We start from the raw sequence: 18544 nt of genomic DNA, 5'->3' as shown, positions 1-18544 counted from the left end.
GGTTTCACGTCCGACGTCGGGAAACCTCAGTGATGGTAGTCTACAATAGAAACTTCATCGGCGGCCGACGCATGGAACCGCTCGGCGGCGGGGCCTGTGAGGTGCGCTCGCCGTTCAACGGCGAATGGGTCGGCGTCGCACCGCTTGCCAGTTCTGCGGACGTGGACCTCGCCGTCCGAACGGCCCGGCAGGCGCTCGATCTAGGCGCCTGGTCGGGACAACCGCTTGCGCGGCGTGCGGATGTCGTCGAGCGCTTCCTGTCGGCCTATGTTGAACGGCTGCACTCCCTGTCGATGCTCGTCACCCGCGAGAACGCGATACCGCTAGGATGTAACGCCCTCCTCGGCGAGGACCTCGCGACCCGTGCGGCCTCCCACGTGGAAGCCGCACGGTCCAGCATATCCGGATATGAAAAGGCGACAGCAGGCAAGACGATCATTCGAAAACCGGCGGGCCTGGTTGCGGCAATGCCCGCGTGGAACGCTCCGCAGAGCATGGCGATTGGCTGGCTCATCCCCGCCATTCTGGCCGGGTGTGCGGTCATCCTGGCCCTGAACCCAATCACCGCGCTGGACGGCCAGATTATCGGCGAGCTTATGATGGAGGCGGGGCTGCCCGAAGGCTTGCTCAGCATCCTCGTAACCTTGGGAGAGACGGCGGGCTATCTCGCCGGGCATCCCGGCGTCGACCGCGTGGCACTCTCCTCTTCGGATCCGGACGGCCAGCGCCTTGCGTCCATCGCGTCGTCACGGTCGAAACCGCTGACGTTGGAGGTCGGTCGGAGATCGGCGGCGATCATTCTCCCCGATGTGGACATTGGGTCGGCGGTCACGGGTCTGCGCGACGTCAGCCTGTTCGCCAGCGGTCAATGGCCCGCGCGGCAGGATCGCTTCCTTGTGCCGCGCCATCGCCAGGCCGAGCTTGTGACCGCACTGAGCGAGGCTTCCGCCATGCTGCGGCTCGGCGATCCGCTGGCGACAGACACGGATATCGGGCCACTTATCTCCCGTCAGCAGCGTATCGAGGTGACGCGGGCACTCGAGCGCGGCATCGCCGAGGGTGCGGAACTCATGTCCGGCGGCGTGCCGGTCGATGTGGGCGATGCCATTGGCGCCTTCCTTCAGCCGGCTGTCATCGCGAATGCGCCCTATCAGATGAGCATTGCGCGGGAAACCATACCCGGCCCGGTGGTTCTGGTGATCCCTTATGACGAGATCGATCAGGCCATCCGCATGTCGAACGAGGGCGGCTATGCTGCGACGGCTGCCGTCTGGACCTCCGATCCCGACCTCGCCCGTGCCGTCGCCGGCCGGCTATACGCGCGCATTGTTTCGATCAACGGTGCGAATGCCGCGCGGCACGGCGCCTCATCCCTGCATCGCCGGGGTATAGGCTGCATGGATGGGCTTCGGGGCATGGGCGAGTTTGTCGAATTGCAGGCCGTGGTGACGTGAACGGCGCGCCGAGCACGGCCGGTGCGAGCGAGATGTCTGCGCAATCGTTCGGCACAGCGTTGACCGGACGCAGCGGGAAAGGAGCCCCGACTCCCGTAAGGGAATTCCGGGGCACGCGGTTAGATCGACATGCCTCCGGATACCTCGATGCGCTGCGCATTGATCCAGCGGTTTGCCTCTGAAAGGAGTGACGCGATCATGGGGCCGATGTCGTCCGGCTGACCCACCCGGCCGAGCGCGGTTATGTCGGTGACGCGGCGGGCGATATCAGGATTGTCGCGCAGCATGCCACCGCTGAAATCGGTCGCGATGGCTCCGGGTGCGACGACATTTACAGCGATTGACCGCGGGCCGAGTTCCTTCGCCATGTAGCGCGTCAAAACCTCGACCGCGCCCTTCATCGCGCCATAGGCGGCACTGCCGGGAACGGTCACGCGCGTCAGTCCAGAGGAGAGATTTACAATACGCCCGCCGTTCCGGATGAGCGGCAGCAGCTTCTGCGTCAGGAAGAACACGCCCTTGAAATGGACATGGTAGAGCGCGTCCAACTCCTCTTCCGTCGTCTGCTCGATAGAGTTGTGATGCGAGGTACCGGCATTGTTGACCAGATAGTCGAACTGGTCGGCCCCCAGCTCCGACAGGGCTTCGCTAACGCTCTGGACGAAGGCATCGAACGAGCCGATATCGCCGGTGTCGAGCGGCAGCGCGATCGATCGGCAGCCATGCTCGGCCACTTCGCCGACGACCCGATCGGCCTCGGCACGGTTCACGCGGTAGGTGAAGATTGTGTTCACCCCGCCCGTCGCGAGGGCGAGAACGGTGCTGCGCTCGAGGCCGCGGTTGCCACCTGTGACGACAGCGATTTTTCCGGAAGGCATATCATCTAAAATATGGGCCATTGCTTCCTCCCTGTTTGCGGTCATGGCCGCACAGTCACCTTTTTGGTGACATCCACATTGCCTCGGACGGCATTTGAGTAAGGGCAGATGGCATCGGCCCCGCGCACGAACTGCTCGGCGGTGGCTTGATCGACGCCGGCGACGACAATGGCGAGGTCCGCATGCAGCACAAAGGCATCGGCCTCGTTGCGGCTGAGGCCGATCTCGGCGACCACTTCCACATCGCCATCGGCGAAGCGGTGGCCGGCCTGGCGCGCGACGCGCAGCAGCGCGTTCTCGAAGCAAGCGGCATAGCCGCCGGCGAAGAGTTGCTCGGGATTGGTCGCCCCACCCATGCCGCCCAGTTCCTTCGGGATGGCGAGCGTCAGGTCGAGGATCCCGTCCTCGCTCTTGATCGTGCCCTTGCGCCCGCCGGTGGCGGTCACCTTGGTCGCGTAGAGAATCGTCGTCATCGCTTCTGTCTCCTCAGATTGGTCGTTGCCCTCACGACGCCTCCTCCATCCAGCGGCGTACGCCGTCCACCGTGCGGAAGTCGGCAACGCTGTGCACGCGGATGTCGGGTGCGCACTCGCTCATCATGCGCGCCAGGGCATCGCCGGGGCCGAGTTCGAGGATGCGCGTTGGACGAGCGCCGCGGCAGGCTTCCATGCAGGCTGCCCAGTTGACGGTGGTCGAGATTTGCGCGGCAAGCTTGGCCAGCCCGTTCCCGATATCGCGCACCGGCGCGCCGTCGATGCCGCTGATCAACCGGACACCGGGCGGCAGACGGGCCCCCACCTGGACGTCGTCGCGCAATAGGCCGGCAAATTGCTCGCTGGCGCGGCGAAGCGCGGGTGTATGCGAGGCGACGCCGATCGGCAGCCGGACGGCCCGGCTCGCGCCTCGCCCTGCCGCCTCGGCGAGCGCCGCGTCGATGTCCGCAACATGCCCGCCGACAATGAAATGCGCGGGTCCGTTGACGATCGCCACGTCGAGCTTGTGGAGGCGACACACCCCATCGATCACATCGCGTGTCAGGCCGACGATGGCGGCCAGGCCGGATGGCTCGTGGGTCTCGGCGTCCATCAGCGCCGCGCGTCGTGTCACCAGGTCGAAGGCGGTCGGCGCGGCGATCAGGCCGGCGACCACCCAGGCCGGCACTTCTCCAGCGCTGTAGCCAGCGATGGTCAGCGGGCGGGGCGTGGACGTGCCGAGCACGGCCCACGCCGCCAGCGCCTGCGCGCAGCACAGCACCTGCGCGATGTGGTTGCGATGAATGACATCGCCCCCTTGCCGAGCCAGCTCGCGCGGGTCTTGCCCGGCGAGCGCATGCGCCGCCGCCGCGAAGATCGGCGCGGCCGCAGGCTCGGCTGCGACGAGATCGAACATATGAGGGCCCTGGCTGCCCTGTCCCGAGCAGAGGATGGCGGTGCCGCTCATGGTTCGCGCTCGAGGCGATCGAGGAAAATCGTCACCGTTAACAGATCGGCGGAGCCGCCCGGGCTGAGCTTGCGCGCAACGAAATTGCGGTGCACGGCCATGGCATGGTCGCGCCAGTCATGCCGGCCCACACCGCCCGCTGCGAGAAAATCGCGCGCGGCCAACCGCGCATCGCGCAGGCCGTCCGTCCCACCACGATGCAATAGGTTGGTGTCCTCCATCGCCGCCATCAGCGCGAAGAAGGCGTGCACGCGGGCCATGTCCTCCCCTGCGAGCGCCCGTCCGGCGCGGAGGGCCGGCAGGCCGACGGTGCGGGCATGGGGAAAACCGCCGGCCGCTTCCGCCCGCGCGCCGCCGGCACCGAAACGGCGCAGTGCGCCGCTGCCATGGCTGTTCAAGGCAATGGGACCACGCATGATATCGCGGCCCCAGCGCTCGCCCACCATCGTCGCCAGTCGCCACGCGGAAAGGGGCGGCCGGCGACCGTGCGCGGCTTCCTCTGTGCGTGTCGCCCCTGCCGCCGCGCAGAGGAGGCCGAGCGCGAAGATGGCCCCTCGATGGGTATTCGCCCCTTCCGTTGCGGCAAGCATCGCATCTTCCGCCCGCTGGCCGATCCCCCGCAATTCGTCCATTCCGGCGCCCGCCGCGCCGGCAACGGCGAACGCGGCGTAGAACGGCCGCAGGGCGGCGATGCTGCGCTGGAAGGTGGCATAGTCCATGTCGTCATGGCTGCCATTGTCGATCGGGCTGACGAGGCCGGGCTTGGGATGGGTGTCAAGCTCGGCGGCCAACGCATCCGCCGCGATGTCGCCGAGCCTCTCCGCATCGGCGAAGGGAGCGCATGGCGCACGCGCGTCGCGGGCGGCCGCCTGCACCGTCGGTGCCTCAATCAAGCGAAGAGGTGTCGTGCGCATCTGAACTCCGCTCCGCTGAGGGATTTGACCAGTACCTCACCGCCCGTCCGGCCAAGCTCGCTGTGCAGTTCGCGCCAGTTCACGCCCGCGCCGTCGGCAAGGATGATCTCGCCGTCGAGCCGGGCCGGGCCAGCCTCGTCGAGGATCGCAAGAGCCGCCAGCAGCTCGGGCACGACATTTCCGTACGGCAGCGGCCAGAGAAGGTCGATATCCGAGCCGGGCCGCAGATAGGTCAGCCCAGTCAGATGCTGCCACAGCACGGCGCCGAAAACGGCGGGTGTCACGGAAAGCCGGACACCGAGCGCAATCACCGCGTCGAGCTGCGCATGAAGCGATGCCGGCACGTTTGACACCACCTCGCTCGGTTGAACCCTCGCAAGCCGCTCCGCCACGCAATCGGGCGCGATCGTGAAGCCGAGTCGGAGCTTTCCGTGTGAGGGAGGGAGCGGCAGCCCGACGGCGATGGTGCTGGCCTCGCCGTGCTCGGACGGGCGGCGCACGATCACCGGCCAGCCGCGTTCGGCCCAGTCCTCCACCAGGCCGTATGGCGCGGCTCCAAGGCGCTCGGGCTCCACTGCGTCGAGCATGGCGCGCCAGCCCTGCGGCGTGACGTGAACCAGATCATGCCGAGCGAGTGGTCGGTCAGGCATGGGAGTCACCGCCGGCCTGAGCGGCGACGCGGCGTGCGATGATCGCCGCGAGCGGCCGGCCACCCCGCTCGGCGCCGAGCACGTCGCGTCGGTCGTGCGCGGTGATGCCCGCCAGCGTCGCGTCGAGCTGGGGAGCCAGGGGTTGGGACGGGTCCCAGGTCTGCGCCACCGCGCCCACCGCGCTCATGGAGGCAAGGCCCGGCGCGAACACCGGGGTGGTCTTCGACAGGTCGGTCAGCTTCTCCAGCGGCAGCTTGGTCACGCGCGCCATGGAGGGCAGGTCCATTACCGAGGGTTCGGCGCCGGGTAGGGCGACGAGAACGTCGGTGGCGCCGGCCGTGGCGAGGAAGGCGCCGGCAGCGGCCTTGCCGTAGTTGAGCCCGATGGTGGGATGCCCACTGCGGCTCGCCAGCATCAGGCATTTCGCCAGATGCGAAAGATATTCGTTTAGCCCCAGCATCTCGTCATGGCGCGACATGAGCTGGCCCTGCGTGTCCACCAGCACGAGGATCGGCGCAGTGCCACCTGCCGCCACGATGTCGAGCACGCGCGCGGCGAGCGGCAGGATGCCGGTGATGCCCAGCGGCGCGCCGTCGGCGATGCCGATAACCTCGACCGGACTGCCATCGGCGCGCTTTCCCATACCGAGGATCAGATGATCAGGACCAGGGGTAATGTCATGGCCTTCAGGAAAGAGAGAGGCGAGGATTTCAACGGGCGTCATGATCGGTTCCCTCCACGCTCTCTGCAATCACCCGGAATGCATCGTCATCCACGCGGCCCACGGCGCGCGGATCGGCGATGCCGAGGGCCGCCCACATCTCCAAGGCGGTGCGGCACGGGCCGAGACGCTCAATTCGATCCGCGAGTCGCGTCTGTTCGGCGCGCAGCGTGGCGAGGTCGAAGGGCGGGGCGCGGTCCATGAGGGCGAGGGCGGCGCGGCGAAAGCTCGCCACATCGTCGTCGGCATAGGCGTCGGCGCCTCCGATCAGCCGCCGCGTGCGCCCGCCGGTGACGCTCCAGACCAGCGCCTTGTCTTGCGAGTCAAACTCCTCCACGCCTTTGTTGGTCTCGATCACCTCGGGACCCGTGACCCCGATGCGGCCCTGTTCGGAAATGGCGATCGCCGAGCAGGTGGCGGCGGTGAGCCCCGCCCCGCCGAAGGCGCCGGCGCGTCCGCCGACCAGCGCGATCACCGCAACTCCGGCCGCGCGGGCCTCGACGATGGCCCGCATCACTTCGGCGACGGCGAGTTCGCCGGCATTGGCCTCCTGCAGGCGGACCCCGCCGCTGTCCAGCAGCAGGACCACGACGCGTGGAAGCGTGTCATTTTCGCGCGCTGCGCGCAGCAGGCCGACGAGCTTCGCCCCGCTCACCTCGGCGAAGGTGCCGCCCATGAACTGGCCTTCCTGCGCGGCGATCAGCACCGCGCGCCCTTCGATCCGGCCACTGCCGACGATCATCCCGTCATCGAAGGCGGCCGGCAGGTCGAACATGGCGAGGTGCGGGCTTTGCACCCGTTCCGTGGGCGGCAGGAACTCCGTGAAGCTGCCCGGATCGAGAAGTCCCGCGACACGCTCGCGCGCCGTCGACAGAAACCAGCTCGCGGCATCGGCGAGGGACCAATTCATCTCACTCATGGCTCGCCTCCATACTCTTGACGCCTTGCAGGAGCCGCAGCATCACCGTGTCCGGCCGGGCTCCGCCATCGTTGATCGAAATGCGCAGACCCCCGGGCGACGTGCGCTCGACGAAATCGGCGACGACCGCCGCCCACACCTCGTCATAGCCAAGCACCGGTGTGGCAATCTCCACGATGCATTCTGTCTCGGCGAGTGCGCGTTCCAGCAGCACCTCCAGATTGCCTGAGGCGACGACGCCGACCAGGGTGCTACCCGCCGTTCCGGCAGCAGCGGCGCGCGTGGTATGGCGAAATTTGAGGGTATCCATGGCGGCTCCTCACCAGTTGCGATATTTGCGTGGCGGATCGTAGAGTCCGCCCGACCAGTGCATCAGTTCCTTGATGGAGCGGGCGGCGAGCAGGCTCCGGTTGGCGTCGAGCGGGTCGATGCCGAGATCCTCGGGCCGCTGGATCACCTTGCGGGCCCGCAAGTCCTCTACCGTCTTGCGGTCGCGCCCGCGGCCGACATTGGTGTAGCCGGCCACACCTCGGATGGCCTGTTCGCGCTCATAGGCGCTGCGGCAGAGCAGAAGGTTGGCAATGCCCTCCTCGGTGACGATGTGAGAAACATCGTCGCCGTAGATCATGACCGGCGGCAGCGGGAGATCGAGCGATTTGGCAAGCTCGATGCTGTCGAGGCTCTCGACGAAGGTCGGTACCAGCTTCTCGCCGAAGGTTTCAACGATCTGCACCACCAGCTTTCGCCCGCGCGGCAGGCTGGAAGCGTCGCCTGCGGCCTCACGGCCGGCCTGGAGCCACGGCTCGCTGGCATGGCGCCGCCCGCGCGGGTCGGAGCCCATGTTCGGCGCACCGCCGAAACCGGCGATGCGATCCTTCGTGAAGGTCGAGGAATTGCCGGCGAGGTCGATCTGCAGGGTGGAGCCGATGAAGAGATCGGTCGCGTACAGCCCCGCCGACTGGCAGTACATGCGGTTCGAGGCCATCGAGCCGTCCCGGCCGGTGAAGAAAATGTCCGGCCGGGCGCGCATATAGTCGTCCATGCCGACTTCCGAGCCGAAGCTGTGGACCTGTTCCACCCAGCCGCTCTCAATGGCCGGGATCAGGGTCGGGTGCGGGTTGAGGGCAAAATGGGTGGCGATCTTGCCCTTCAGCCCCAGCCGCTCGGCGAAGGTGGGCAGGATCAGCTCGATGGCGGCTGTGTTGAAGCCGATGCCGTGGTTCAGCCGCTTCACGCCATAGGGGGCATAAATGCCCTTGATCGCCAGCATCGCGCTGAGGATCTGGGATTCTGTGATCTGCACCGGGTCGCGGGTGAACAGCGGCTCGACATAGAACGGGTCCGGCGCCACGACGACGAAGTCGACCCGGTCGCCCGGCACGTCGACGCGCGGCACCTTGTCGACCAACTCGTTCACCTGGGCGATCACGATGCCCTGCTTGAAGGCGGTGGCCTCGATGACGACGGGCGAGTCCTCGGTGTTGGGTCCCATGTAGAGATTGCCGTCGCGGTCGGCAGAGCGCGCGACTGTCAACGCCACATGTGGCGTGAGGTCGACGAAGTAGCGCGAGAACAGCTCCAGATAGGTATGGACCGCGCCGAGCTCGATCTTGCCGGCCTTAAGCGCCCGCGCGATCGCTCCGCCCTGCGGGCCCGAGTAGGAGAAGTCGAGCCGCTTGGCGATGCCAGCCTCGAACAAATCGAGATGCTCGGCCAGCACTACGCCCGACTGCACGATGTGCAGGTCCTTGACGATGGCGGGGTCGACTTCCGCAAGCCGGGCGGCGAGGAAATCGGCCTGCTTCTGGTTGTCGCCCTCAAGGCAGACCCGATCGCCGGGGCGGATCACCGCCTCCAAAAGGCGGGTCACGTCGCCAGGCGCGACCTGCTTGCCTTTGGCATAGGCACTGGCGGCCGCCACGCGTTTTTCGCGCGACTGGCTCTGTGTGTCCCAGGCACGCCCCGCCCGACTCTCCGATCGGATATTCATCGCTTGCCTCGTTCTCCTGCGCGGGCCCCCGCCAAGGGGAGGCGGCGTCCCGGTTCCATCGGACGTCATGTCGACCGCGGCCGCGATCACCCGGCCGCGATTACTTGGTCGCGATTACTTGATCGCGATTATTTGGCCATCTCGCCGACCTTGCGCGCGGCCTGTTCAACAATGGCGGCAACCTGGGCCGGATGCGATTCATAGACCGAATGGCTGGCGCCTTCGATCACGATGAACGGCGCGTTGGCTCGCTTGTAATAAAAGCGTTCGAGGTCGGGATTGATGATTTGGTCGTTGCCCGCCACGATGCCCCAGCTCGGCTTGGTCTTCCAGGCGGCGGCGGTCAGCGGGGTGCTGAACACCTCCTTCTTGGCGAGGACCTGAGAGCGGGCCTCGAACTCGGCCTGTTCCTTCGGCAGGTCGGGCGCGAACAGCTTCGGAAACAGTTTGGGATCCAGATAGGTATAGCCGTCCGCTGTCACCTTGATCGCGCCCTCGGTCTTGGCGAGCACGCTCGGCGTCTTCTTGCCGAGTGCGCCTTCGTCCTCGCCGACGTCCGGCGCATGGGCCGCGACATAGACGAGGCCGGCGACCTTGGGGTGCACGCCGGCCTCGATGATGATCGAGCCGCCATAGGAATGACCGACCAGAATCGCGGGGCCGTCCTGCATGTCGAGCACGCGCTTCGCCGCCGCGACGTCATCGGCAAAGGAGGTCTCAGGCTCCTGCACCATCGACACGTGGAAGCCCTTCCTCGACAGGATCTCGTAGATCGGTTTCCAGCCGGAGCCATCGACCCAGGCGCCGTGCACCAGGACGATGTTCTTGATCGGCTCGGCGGCAGCCGAGGCCGGGGCCGCGAAAGCGAGCAGCGAAGCGAGAAGCGCGGCAGCGCTGATACGGGGAAATGACATGGCATCACCTCATCTGTGCAAAGAGACTGTGCCTTGATGGCGATGAGGAGAGTGTCGGGAGCGGATCGAACTCGATAGTAAATATGCGAAAATCTGTGTAAATCAACGTAATTGTTGCTCAGAGATATGCGCATTTTCCTGTTCGCACGACAAATTAATGGCTGACCCTTAAATTAATGCGAAAATCCATCTAGAGTTATGTTCATTGGCTCACACTGCGGACCATTCGCGGATTGTTGTTCGACCCAATGTCGTTTGGGGCGAATCTCATTGTTTTAAATGACAGTAATTCAATCTGGATAATTCTATATTAAAGTAATATATACAGATATAGTTGAAATACATGGAAAACGAGCGACGTTCTTCTCGCGTTTTATAGTAATAATAGGCGTGAAGATATCCTATATGATTATAATATAACAGAAAATCAGGAGCGCGCGCGATGCTGCACGCAATTCAGATGGCCCTCGCGCCTCTCTTCTTCGTGATGGCGCTCGGCTACGCTGCCGGAAAAATTCAGATCGTCGATAATCATAACGTCGGGAGTCTGAATGCGTTGACGATGGACTTCGCCCTGCCAGCAGCACTTTTCGTCGCCATAGCTTCAGCGCCTCGCAGCGAGATGATAGCCCAGGCTCCGCTTTTTCTCCTGCTCAGTGCCGTCATGCTCATTGTATTCTGTGGCTGGTATGTTTGCGCGCGCCGATATTTGGCAGCGGATCCCGTCGATGCGGCGCTGCAGGCACTGACGGTCGCCTTTCCAAACCTCGCCGGTGTGGGCCTTCCGGTCGCCGCGGCCGTGCTCGGGCCGGCCGGCGCGATTCAAGTCGCAGTTGGGCTCGCCGCAGGGTCCGTCATAGTCAGCCCAATCGCTCTCGTCATTGTCGAACTCCATGCCCGCACCGGCACAGATCCTGAAGCTGGAAGCAAGCGCATCGTGAGGGCGCTGCGGCGGGCCCTCACGAAGCCGGTCGTGTTAGCGCCGGTGGCCGGTATCGCACTTTCTTTAGCAAGCCTTGAGCTTGCTCCGGTCATAACTGCGAGCCTTTCGCTCATCGGACAGGCGGCTGCGGGTGTCGCCCTCTTCCTGACGGGGCTTGTTCTGTCAGGGCAGTCATTTCGACCCCGGTGGGGGGTGATTGCAGCCACCTTGATGGCCGACGTCATGCGCCCCCTGCTTGCCGTTGCTGTCGTCGCCGTATTCGCGGTGCCGCTGGAAACGGCCAGGGTGGCCATCCTTCTCGCTGCTATTCCGTCTGGCTTCTTCGGCATCCTTTTCGCGGTTAATTACGGCCAGGATTCCGCAGCCGTTGGATCGATCGTGATCGCGAGCACGCTCATCAGCGCCGTGACCATGGCGCTGGTCATCTCTTTGCTATTTCCAGCGTAAGCAGGGAGGGCGAGCAAGTCCCGCCTTGAGCTACATAGTCAATGGAGAGCGAAGATGAAGACTGTCGTTATCGGCACCGGCACAATCGGCTCCGCGGTGCAGCAGGTCCTGAAGGAGCATGGCCATGAAGTCGTCGCGGTCGGGCGCACGTCGGGTGATCGCCAGGCGGACATGACAGACTTCCAGAGCCTGAAGGCTCTGTTCGCTGATTTAGGCCCGTTCAACGCGGTGGTGAGTGCTGCCGGCGAGGTATTCCCCGCACCGTTCGCATTGGCCACGGACGCACAGTGGGCAGACTCCATCGCCGCGAAAGGCATGGGTCAGATCAACCTCGTGCGGGCAGCGCTTCCGTACATCGCCGATGGAGGATCCTTCACGCTGGTTTCCGGCGTCCTCACCGATGAGCGCATCCCGGCTGGCACGATCGGGACCACCGTCAATCACTTGGTCGAAGGCTTCGTAAAAGGAGTTGCAGCGGAATTGCCTCGTGGCTTGCGCGTCAACTGTATCAGCCCGACAGTCCTTGCAGAGGCAACGGCTCTCCACCCATATTTCATCGGCTATACACCCGTCTCCGCGCGGGAGGTCGCACACGCCTATCTGAGGGCGATCACCAACCCGATGACCGGCCGCATCCTGAAGCTCCATAAGACGGATCAATAACTGGTCCGGTCCAAGAGAATACTGCGGCCGGGTGGAGGCGAGGCTGAGAAAATCCCGCACCAAAGGTACGCCGCTGCTGCTCTGGGGGCGCCTGAATGCGCCTGAGAAGCTGCGAGGCGACCAGATTAAAGAGCGATGGCGGCGACAAAGAAAACCACTGAGAGCGGCCTCTCGCATCGGTCCGTAAGGCCGCATCCGGCATCCACAAGGCTGGGCTCGTGAACAAGGCGACCCTGCGCGAGTTCGATGCCCTATGCCTTTTACCGCGGTTGAACCCTTCACACCCGAAGAAATCCGGGCGCTGCGCGAGCGCGAGAAGGTCTCCCGGCCAGTCTTTGCGCAGTACCTGAATGTCCGCAAGGATGCCGTCAGCAAATGGGGGCGCGGTGAGAAACGGCCGGATGGGCCATAGCTCAAGCTGCTCCCTCTCGTGAGGGCGAGGGGCCTGCGCGCGAGTGCCTGGACCGTGCCTTCCGCGGGGCGGAGGCCATCCTTGCCACGGTTCTGAGCAGGGCGCGGTTCTGGGAGGCCCATGCCAGGAGCGCCCTCAACACGCGTCAGCGCCTCGTAGTCAACCGCCTGTTCAACGGTTTCGAAGGCAAGCTGACCTCATCCAAATACGCAACCCTCGCCAAGTGCTCGCAGGACACCGCCGCCCGCGACATCAAGGACCGAGCATCAGCTACAGCCTCATCGCCCGCACCGCCGACGCCGTAGAGGCGGTGGCGCGCTGGGTTCTGGCACACGCCGACAAGGCAGCTCGGGATCGGCCGGGATCGCCCAGTCCGGAGGAGGACCGGGCTCGGATGGAGCGCATTCGATCCATTGGCCGAGAGCTTCAAGCGCCCGCTCGCGAGCCCGCAAACTGGCGGAGAGAGAATCCGAGGCGTGGCGGATCGTTGCCGAGGGCGCAGACCCGTTCACGGTGCGCAACGCCGCGCTGAGCGCGCGAGACCGCCTCCCGGCTACGGGGGCGGATCGAACGGGTGTTGGATGCCTTCACCCGCCGCAACCCCAACCCTTTCACAACACATGGGCTGCCCGGATTCCCAGGGCGGGTGTCCAGCCGGCCCCCGTTCTGGCGAAATGGATGCGCTCCTCGCAGCGTCAGCCCACCACGGCCTGACCGTCGCGGCGCGGGTCGCTCGCGGCGGCGTAGCCTTCCAGCGAGGGATCGCCCATGCGCCAGATGAACTGGCCGGCGCCGAAGTCCATGTAGCTGTCCGTCAGCGGCGCCACGTCGTGCCCGAGGGCGGACAGGCCATCGACGAGGGACGGGTCGGCGCCAGCCTCCACATTGATGGTCAGGCCCTGCTCAAAGCGCCAACGCGGGGCATCACATGCGGCCTGCGGATTCTGGCCGAAGTCCAGCATGCGCACGAGGGTCTGCACATGCCCCTGCGGCTGCATGTTGCCGCCCATCACGCCAAAACTCATGACGGGCGCACCGTCGCGGGTGAGGAAGCCGGGAATGATGGTGTGGAATGGCCGCTTGCCGGGCGCCACGCCATTGGGCTCTCGCGCGTCGAGGCTGAAGCCGAAGCCCCGGTTCTGCAGGGAAATGCCATAATCCGGAAGCACCACGCCGGAGCCGAAGCCCATGTAATTGCTCTGGATGAAGCTCACCATCATGCCCGAGGCGTCCGCGGCCGTGAGGTAGATGGTGCCGCCCTTCACCGGATTTCCGGGCGCAAAGGGGGTGGCGCGGGCGGGGTCGATGAGCTTGGCACGGGTGGCAAGATAGCCATCGTCCAGCATGTCGGCGGGCGAAAGCTCCATGGCCGCAGGGTCCGCCACATAGCGATACACGTCGGCGAAGGCGAGTTTCATGGCCTCGATCTGGAGGTGCTGCGCCGCGACGCTGTCGGCGCCGAGGCCGGCAAGGTCGAAGTGCGAGAGTATGCCCAGCGCGATGAGCGCGGCGATGCCCTGCCCGTTGGGCGGGATCTCGTGGACGGTGGAGCCGCGATAGTCCTTCGCCACCGGCTCGACCCATTGCGGACGGTAGCCGGCGAGATCCTCAACCGTCAGCGCGCCGCCATGGGCGCGGGCGTGAGCGGCCAGCGCCTGCGCGATCTCGCCCTCATAGAAGGCGCGGCCCTTGGTTTCCGCGATAAGGCGCAAGGCGCGTGCGGCGGCTGCGAAGCGGAAGTGCTCGCCCACATGGGGCGCGCGCCCCTTTGGCAGGAACGTCCCGGCAAAGCCCGGCTGACGCGCCAACTGGGGCAGGTTCGCAGCGGCGGTCCATTTGTGCTGCACGTTGGTGGAGACGAGATAGCCGCGCTCTGCCACTTCGATGGCGGGTTCCAGCAGGTCGGCGAACGGCAGGCGGCCGAACCGCTCCGAGAGCGCCACCCAGCTCGCTACCGCGCCGGGAATGGTCACGCTGTCCCAGCCGCGCATGGGGGGCGTGTGGGCATCGGCGCCGTATTTCGCGCGGAAATAATCGGCCGTCCAGGCCCGCGGGGCACAGCCGGAGGCATTGAGGCCATGCAATTGCTCGCCGTCCCACAGGATACAGAAGGCGTCCGACCCGAGGCCGTTGGAGCAGGGCTCCACAATGGTCATGGCGGCGGCGGCGGCGACCGCGGCATCCACCGCATTGCCGCCCTTCCAGAGCATCTTCAGGCCTGCCTGCGCTGCAAGGGGATGGGAGGTCGACACCACATTGTTGCCGAACACCGGCAGGCGGCGGGAGGGATAGCCGATGTCCCAATCGAAGGCGGACGGCATGATCTGTGCCCCAATCCGGCGGCTCACGGGCGCGATCCAAAGACCGCGTCGAGCCGCGCACTGTGTTGAGAAAGGTCGAAGCCCTGCGTGGCGAGCCACGCGTCGTCATAGAGCGTGGAGCGGTAGCGTTCTCCGGAATCGCAGAGCAACGTGACGATGGAGCCATCCTGCCCGCGCGCCGCCATTTCGCCGATGAGGGCGAGGCAGGCGATGATGTTTGTGCCGGTGGACCCGCCGCAGGACCGTCCGATGAGGGCGCTCACCTTGCGCGCGGCGCTGATGCTGGCGGCGTCGGGCACCACCACCGTCCGGTCCACCAGATCGGGGATGAAGGACGGTTCCACCTGCGTGCGGCCGATGCCCTCGATCACGCTCGTGCAGGCCGCCACCTGCCGCACCGAGCGGTCGGCGTGATGGCGGTGGAACACGGACGCCTCGGGGTCCGCGAGGCAGATGCGGGTGGCAAGCTTGCGGTAGCGCACGAAGCGGCCGAGGGTCGCCGCCGTGCCGCCGGTTCCGGCGCCGCAGACGATCCAGCGCGGCACCGGATGGGGCTCGCGCGCCATCTGGTCGAAGATGGATTCCGCGATGTTGTTGTTGCCGCGCCAGTCGGTCGCCCGCTCGGCGAAGGTGAACTGGTCCATATAATGACCGCCCAGCGTGGCGGCGAGCCGGCGCGCCTCGCCGGATGTGTCCCAGCCATCGATGAGATGGGGCTCGCCGCCCTCGAAGGCGATGGCGGCCACCTTTTCGGTCGACGTGGTGCGGGGCATCACGGCAATGAAACGAAGGCCCAGCAGGCGCGCGAAATAGGCTTCCGAGATGGCCGTGGAGCCCGAGGATGACTCGATGATGGTGGTGCGCGGACCGACCCACCCGTTGCACAGCGCATAGAGGAAGAGCGAGCGGGCCAGACGGTGCTTCAGGCTGCCCGTGGGATGGCTAGATTCATCCTTCAGATAGAGCGTGATGCCGGGGGCGCCTGGCAGGGGCAGGCGGATGAGATGGGTGTCGGCCGAGCGGTTGATATCCGCCTCGATGCGCCCCACCGCCTCATCCACCCAGGCGCGGTCCTCAATGGTCATCGGGCGGGCGTCCATGGTCGGCAGGGCGTTCATGATGAGGTCACCGTCTTGAATTCGGCCTCTGCGCGCTGGCGCAGGGTGGCGCGATCGATCTTGTTGGTGGAGGCCAGCAGCATCTGGTCCAGGAACCACACCCGGCGCGGATGCTGGTAGGCCGGGGCGTTGGCCAGCACATAGGTCTTGAGTGCTGCCTCATCGAGGCTTGCTCCCGGCCGGCGCACCACGAAGGCCACTGGCTTCTGCCCCTTGATTTCGTCCTCCACCGGCACCACGCAGGCCTGAAGCACATCTGGATGGCTCTCCAGCACCGTCTCCACCTCGCCGGGGAAGATGTTCTCGCCGCCGCTCACGAACATGTCGTCGGCGCGGCCGACGAAAAAGTGGAAGCCGTCCGCGTTCCGCCGGAAAACGTCGCCGGTGCTGTAATAGCCGTCGGGCGTGATGGGGGAGCTTACGTCGGGCCGGTTGTGATAGCCGAGCATGATGGCGGGGCTCTTCATTTCCAGCACGCCGGTGTCTGGCGTCTCGCCATGCATCAGCCGCACCGCCACTTGCGGGTGCGGATAGCCGACCGAGCCCATGGGGGCCGGGCGCCCATCGGGATGGCCGCCGAACACGATGGGGCCGCCCTCTGTGGTGCCGTAGGCGTTGATGATGCGCGCGTTGGGCAGCAGCGTGCGGATCTGATCGGCGAGGGACTCGTTCACCGGCGCCGAGCCCATGCGCAACATGCGCACTCCGGACAAGTCGGCCCGCGCCAGTGTCTCCTTCTCCCGCAGCATCATGGCGATCATCGGCGGAACGGCAGTCAGGAAGGTGCAGCCATGGGTGCTGATGGCCTCGATATAAGGCACCGCCCTGAACTGCGGCAGCATGACCGCTGTCGCCCCGCTGGCGCAGACGAGGATGGCGAGGGCCAGTGCATTCATGTGGTAGAGCGGCGCGGCGATGAGAATGCGCTCGCCGGAGAGGTCGGTCTCCTCCATGCGGGTCTTCGCCACCCAGAGGTGCGAGGCATGGGAGAGGAGCACGCCTTTCGATCGCCCTGTGGAGCCGGAAGTGTAGAGGCTGAGGGCGGTCTCGCCTGGCTCCGGCGTCCGCGGCACGAACGGGCCGGGATCGAGCCAGGCAGCCAGGCTTGCCTCGCCCTCGCCGTCGAACGAAACTCGAGCCACGCCCGGCGCCCGGCCGGCAAGGGCCGCGAGGCGCTCCGCGTCATGCAGCACGAGCCGCGCGCCGCAATCCTCGATCACCTGCGCGATGGTGGTGGCGGGGAACTTGAAATTGACCGGTACGGGCACGATGCCCGCGCGCATGGCGCCCATGAACACGGCCACATACTCCGGCCGGTTGGCTGCGAGGATGGCAATGCGCTCGCCGCGCCGGATGCCACGCTTCAGCAGGCCGCGCGCGAAGGCGTCAGCCAAGGCGTCGAACGCGCCACGGGTCATTACGCGGGTGGAACCGTCGAATTCGAGACCGATGATGAGGGGGCGCTCGGCCGCCCCGGTCCGGCTGACGAAATCGCCGAGATTGCAGGGAATGCTCATCGTCTGCTCCGACAGATCAAGGTGATATTCAGGCGGGGGATGGAGAGGCTCCCCTCCGCTGAACCCAGCCGGTCCCAAGTGGCTTCGGCGTGTGCGCTGGCGCGCCGCGCGATCTCGTCGAGGCCCGAGAACAGGAGCCGCGCCGTGGCGAAGCGCGCCGCAGACCCCGGCGCAACGAGGATCTCCGCCGCGGTGAGTGGTACCCGCCAGTCCGCGCCGCTGCGCTCCGCCGGCGCGCCGCAGGCGCGGGCGAACAGCGCGGCCTGCGCCTCGGGCTCCGGGCTCTCCACCCGGAACAGATCGATGCCGCAAAAGCCGTTGGGATGGACCAGCCATTCCGGCCGCCACACCAGGTCGGGCGTGAGATGCTGGCAGAAATAGACCCGCCCACCGGGGAAGGTATCGGGCGGGAACCGCACGGTGCGGAACCGCGCCTCCTGCGCGTGCCCGTCCAGGGTGACGGGGCGGGAGAAGGCCACCGGCCCTTGCGGCGAAAAGCCCGCCGCCGCGAGCGTGGCGGTGGTGGCATCCGCATCCCCGGTCTTCAGCACCAGCCCGTTGAGCCCGCGCGGGCTGTCCAGCACCTCCTGCCGCTGGAGCCCGGTCTCGGGCACGCCCACCAGTTCCAGATAGGCGCCTTCGGTCATCATCAGATGGTTGATGGAGCCGAGCGAATGGTGGCCTCGCGGCGTGAGCTGAAAGCCCAGCGCCGCGAAGAGGTCCGCAGCCGCGTCCATCTGCGTGAGGGCGTTGATCACCACATGGTCGAGTTCGGCCACGGCTTGCTCCTCAGGCCTTGGGCGGGATCATGTAGACCCCCCGCCCGCTGGCCAGCAGACGGCCCTCCTCATCCAGCACCTGCGCTTCGGACACGCTGAGCTGGCCGCCGAACTTGATGACCTTGCCCACGCAGATCAGGTCGTGCTGCATCGCGGCGCGGTGGTAGTCCACCCGCAGGTCCACGGTGGGCACGCCCCGTCCGGTCTTCGACACCAGCGCCCAGTCGGCCGTGAGGTCCACCAGCGTCGCGAGGATGCCGCCATGGGTATAGCCGCGGTCGGCATTTACCACCCATTCCGAGCGCCATTTGGCGCGCAGGCGGATGGTGCCTTCGCCCACGTCCTCGACCGTGAGGCCGAGCCACTGGTGAAACGGGCCTTTCAGGAGCAGGGCTTCCACCTGTTCCTTGGTCATCAGCGCTTCGGATTTGGGCGCTTCGGATTTGGAAACTTCAGACATGGTG

At 66.1% G+C, this 18544-nt stretch carries 18 protein-coding genes; 3 read left to right on the top strand and 15 right to left on the bottom strand.

Features of this window, described 5'->3' with window-relative positions:
• Nucleotides 1–32: 32 nt before the first annotated feature.
• Nucleotides 33–1454: an aldehyde dehydrogenase family protein gene (locus V5F77_RS10785; RefSeq protein WP_429005353.1), complete on the top strand. Its 1422-nt coding sequence runs from the start codon at nucleotides 33–35 to the stop codon at nucleotides 1452–1454.
• A 119-nt stretch (nucleotides 1455–1573) separates the two neighbouring features.
• Here the strand turns inward: V5F77_RS10785 and V5F77_RS10780 are convergent, their stop codons facing one another.
• The 10 genes from V5F77_RS10780 to V5F77_RS10735 all read right to left on the bottom strand — a co-directional run bounded on the left by V5F77_RS10780 (nucleotide 1574) and on the right by V5F77_RS10735 (nucleotide 9880).
• Nucleotides 1574–2353 carry an SDR family NAD(P)-dependent oxidoreductase gene (locus tag V5F77_RS10780; RefSeq protein WP_429005352.1) on the bottom strand — a complete coding sequence of 260 codons (780 nt, stop codon included), beginning with the start codon at nucleotides 2351–2353 and terminating at the stop codon, nucleotides 1574–1576.
• A gap of 20 nt (nucleotides 2354–2373) precedes the next feature.
• Nucleotides 2374–2805, bottom strand: coding sequence for an organic hydroperoxide resistance protein (locus V5F77_RS10775; RefSeq protein ID WP_429005351.1), 432 nt, complete (start codon nucleotides 2803–2805; stop codon nucleotides 2374–2376).
• Nucleotides 2806–2836: 31 nt separating this feature from the next.
• Nucleotides 2837–3772 (bottom strand): acyltransferase domain-containing protein, encoded by a 936-nt coding sequence (locus V5F77_RS10770; RefSeq protein ID WP_429005350.1) that lies wholly within the window; start codon nucleotides 3770–3772, stop codon nucleotides 2837–2839.
• Nucleotides 3769–4686, bottom strand: a complete 918-nt coding sequence (gene mdcB, locus V5F77_RS10765; protein WP_429005349.1) for a triphosphoribosyl-dephospho-CoA synthase MdcB — start codon at nucleotides 4684–4686, stop codon at nucleotides 3769–3771. Before mdcB ends, V5F77_RS10770 begins: the two co-directional genes overlap by 4 nt.
• Entirely contained in the window at nucleotides 4662–5336 is a 675-nt protein-coding gene (mdcG, locus tag V5F77_RS10760) for a malonate decarboxylase holo-[acyl-carrier-protein] synthase (RefSeq protein ID WP_429005348.1), read from the bottom strand. The genes mdcB and mdcG overlap by 25 nt, the downstream gene beginning before the upstream one ends.
• Complete coding sequence (locus V5F77_RS10755) at nucleotides 5329–6060, bottom strand: biotin-independent malonate decarboxylase subunit gamma (RefSeq protein ID WP_429005347.1); 732 nt, start codon at nucleotides 6058–6060, stop codon at nucleotides 5329–5331. Before V5F77_RS10755 ends, mdcG begins: the two co-directional genes overlap by 8 nt.
• Entirely contained in the window at nucleotides 6047–6976 is a 930-nt protein-coding gene (locus V5F77_RS10750; protein ID WP_429005346.1) for a biotin-independent malonate decarboxylase subunit beta, read from the bottom strand. The genes V5F77_RS10755 and V5F77_RS10750 overlap by 14 nt, the downstream gene beginning before the upstream one ends.
• Complete coding sequence (gene mdcC, locus V5F77_RS10745) at nucleotides 6969–7286, bottom strand: malonate decarboxylase acyl carrier protein (RefSeq protein ID WP_429005345.1); 318 nt, start codon at nucleotides 7284–7286, stop codon at nucleotides 6969–6971. Before mdcC ends, V5F77_RS10750 begins: the two co-directional genes overlap by 8 nt.
• Nucleotides 7287–7295: 9 nt before the next feature.
• Entirely contained in the window at nucleotides 7296–8966 is a 1671-nt protein-coding gene (gene mdcA / locus V5F77_RS10740) for a malonate decarboxylase subunit alpha (RefSeq protein ID WP_429005344.1), read from the bottom strand.
• Nucleotides 8967–9094: 128 nt separating this feature from the next.
• A complete protein-coding gene (locus tag V5F77_RS10735; protein ID WP_429005343.1) occupies nucleotides 9095–9880 on the bottom strand; it encodes an alpha/beta hydrolase in 786 nt (261 codons plus the stop codon).
• A gap of 442 nt (nucleotides 9881–10322) precedes the next feature.
• Here V5F77_RS10735 and V5F77_RS10730 point away from each other — a divergent pair, with 442 nt between their 5' ends.
• Together V5F77_RS10730 and V5F77_RS10725 are read left to right on the top strand one after the other, a co-directional pair.
• On the top strand, nucleotides 10323–11270 hold the full coding sequence (locus V5F77_RS10730; RefSeq protein WP_429005342.1) for an AEC family transporter: 948 nt from the start codon (nucleotides 10323–10325) through the stop codon (nucleotides 11268–11270).
• A gap of 54 nt (nucleotides 11271–11324) precedes the next feature.
• On the top strand, nucleotides 11325–11933 hold the full coding sequence (locus V5F77_RS10725) for a short chain dehydrogenase (RefSeq protein WP_429005341.1): 609 nt from the start codon (nucleotides 11325–11327) through the stop codon (nucleotides 11931–11933).
• 1107 nt (nucleotides 11934–13040) lie between these two features.
• Here the strand turns inward: V5F77_RS10725 and V5F77_RS10720 are convergent.
• From V5F77_RS10720 to V5F77_RS10700, 5 genes are read right to left on the bottom strand one after another with little or no spacing between them, the layout of a single operon-like run.
• Entirely contained in the window at nucleotides 13041–14666 is a 1626-nt protein-coding gene (locus V5F77_RS10720) for a gamma-glutamyltransferase family protein (RefSeq protein ID WP_429005459.1), read from the bottom strand.
• A 23-nt stretch (nucleotides 14667–14689) separates the two neighbouring features.
• Nucleotides 14690–15784 carry a PLP-dependent cysteine synthase family protein gene (locus tag V5F77_RS10715; RefSeq protein WP_429005340.1) on the bottom strand — a complete coding sequence of 365 codons (1095 nt, stop codon included), beginning with the start codon at nucleotides 15782–15784 and terminating at the stop codon, nucleotides 14690–14692.
• A complete protein-coding gene (locus V5F77_RS10710; RefSeq protein ID WP_429005339.1) occupies nucleotides 15781–17301 on the bottom strand; it encodes a class I adenylate-forming enzyme family protein in 1521 nt (506 codons plus the stop codon). The genes V5F77_RS10715 and V5F77_RS10710 overlap by 4 nt, the downstream gene beginning before the upstream one ends.
• Nucleotides 17298–18080: a VOC family protein gene (locus V5F77_RS10705; protein WP_429005338.1), complete on the bottom strand. Its 783-nt coding sequence runs from the start codon at nucleotides 18078–18080 to the stop codon at nucleotides 17298–17300. Before V5F77_RS10705 ends, V5F77_RS10710 begins: the two co-directional genes overlap by 4 nt.
• 10 nt (nucleotides 18081–18090) lie before the next feature.
• Nucleotides 18091–18540: a PaaI family thioesterase gene (locus V5F77_RS10700; protein ID WP_429005337.1), complete on the bottom strand. Its 450-nt coding sequence runs from the start codon at nucleotides 18538–18540 to the stop codon at nucleotides 18091–18093.
• Nucleotides 18541–18544 lie beyond the last annotated feature (4 nt).

It is taken from the genome of Roseixanthobacter psychrophilus (assembly GCF_043195195.1).
Lineage (GTDB): Bacteria > Pseudomonadota > Alphaproteobacteria > Rhizobiales > Xanthobacteraceae > NCEH01.
This window is presented reverse-complemented; position numbering and strand designations above follow the sequence as displayed.

What these genes read in the sequence shown, in the direction of transcription:
- V5F77_RS10785 (WP_429005353.1), top strand. Translation starts at nt 33, where the DNA reads ATGGTAGTCTACAATAGAAACTTCATCGGCGGCCGACGCATGGAACCG.
- V5F77_RS10780 (WP_429005352.1), bottom strand. Translation starts at nt 2,353, where the DNA reads ATGGCCCATATTTTAGATGATATGCCTTCCGGAAAAATCGCTGTCGTC.
- V5F77_RS10775 (WP_429005351.1), bottom strand. Translation starts at nt 2,805, where the DNA reads ATGACGACGATTCTCTACGCGACCAAGGTGACCGCCACCGGCGGGCGC.
- V5F77_RS10770 (WP_429005350.1), bottom strand. Translation starts at nt 3,772, where the DNA reads ATGAGCGGCACCGCCATCCTCTGCTCGGGACAGGGCAGCCAGGGCCCT.
- mdcB (WP_429005349.1), bottom strand. Translation starts at nt 4,686, where the DNA reads ATGCGCACGACACCTCTTCGCTTGATTGAGGCACCGACGGTGCAGGCG.
- mdcG (WP_429005348.1), bottom strand. Translation starts at nt 5,336, where the DNA reads ATGCCTGACCGACCACTCGCTCGGCATGATCTGGTTCACGTCACGCCG.
- V5F77_RS10755 (WP_429005347.1), bottom strand. Translation starts at nt 6,060, where the DNA reads ATGACGCCCGTTGAAATCCTCGCCTCTCTCTTTCCTGAAGGCCATGAC.
- V5F77_RS10750 (WP_429005346.1), bottom strand. Translation starts at nt 6,976, where the DNA reads ATGAGTGAGATGAATTGGTCCCTCGCCGATGCCGCGAGCTGGTTTCTG.
- mdcC (WP_429005345.1), bottom strand. Translation starts at nt 7,286, where the DNA reads ATGGATACCCTCAAATTTCGCCATACCACGCGCGCCGCTGCTGCCGGA.
- mdcA (WP_429005344.1), bottom strand. Translation starts at nt 8,966, where the DNA reads ATGAATATCCGATCGGAGAGTCGGGCGGGGCGTGCCTGGGACACACAG.
- V5F77_RS10735 (WP_429005343.1), bottom strand. Translation starts at nt 9,880, where the DNA reads ATGTCATTTCCCCGTATCAGCGCTGCCGCGCTTCTCGCTTCGCTGCTC.
- V5F77_RS10730 (WP_429005342.1), top strand. Translation starts at nt 10,323, where the DNA reads ATGCTGCACGCAATTCAGATGGCCCTCGCGCCTCTCTTCTTCGTGATG.
- V5F77_RS10725 (WP_429005341.1), top strand. Translation starts at nt 11,325, where the DNA reads ATGAAGACTGTCGTTATCGGCACCGGCACAATCGGCTCCGCGGTGCAG.
- V5F77_RS10720 (WP_429005459.1), bottom strand. Translation starts at nt 14,666, where the DNA reads ATGCCGTCCGCCTTCGATTGGGACATCGGCTATCCCTCCCGCCGCCTG.
- V5F77_RS10715 (WP_429005340.1), bottom strand. Translation starts at nt 15,784, where the DNA reads ATGAACGCCCTGCCGACCATGGACGCCCGCCCGATGACCATTGAGGAC.
- V5F77_RS10710 (WP_429005339.1), bottom strand. Translation starts at nt 17,301, where the DNA reads ATGAGCATTCCCTGCAATCTCGGCGATTTCGTCAGCCGGACCGGGGCG.
- V5F77_RS10700 (WP_429005337.1), bottom strand. Translation starts at nt 18,540, where the DNA reads ATGTCTGAAGTTTCCAAATCCGAAGCGCCCAAATCCGAAGCGCTGATG.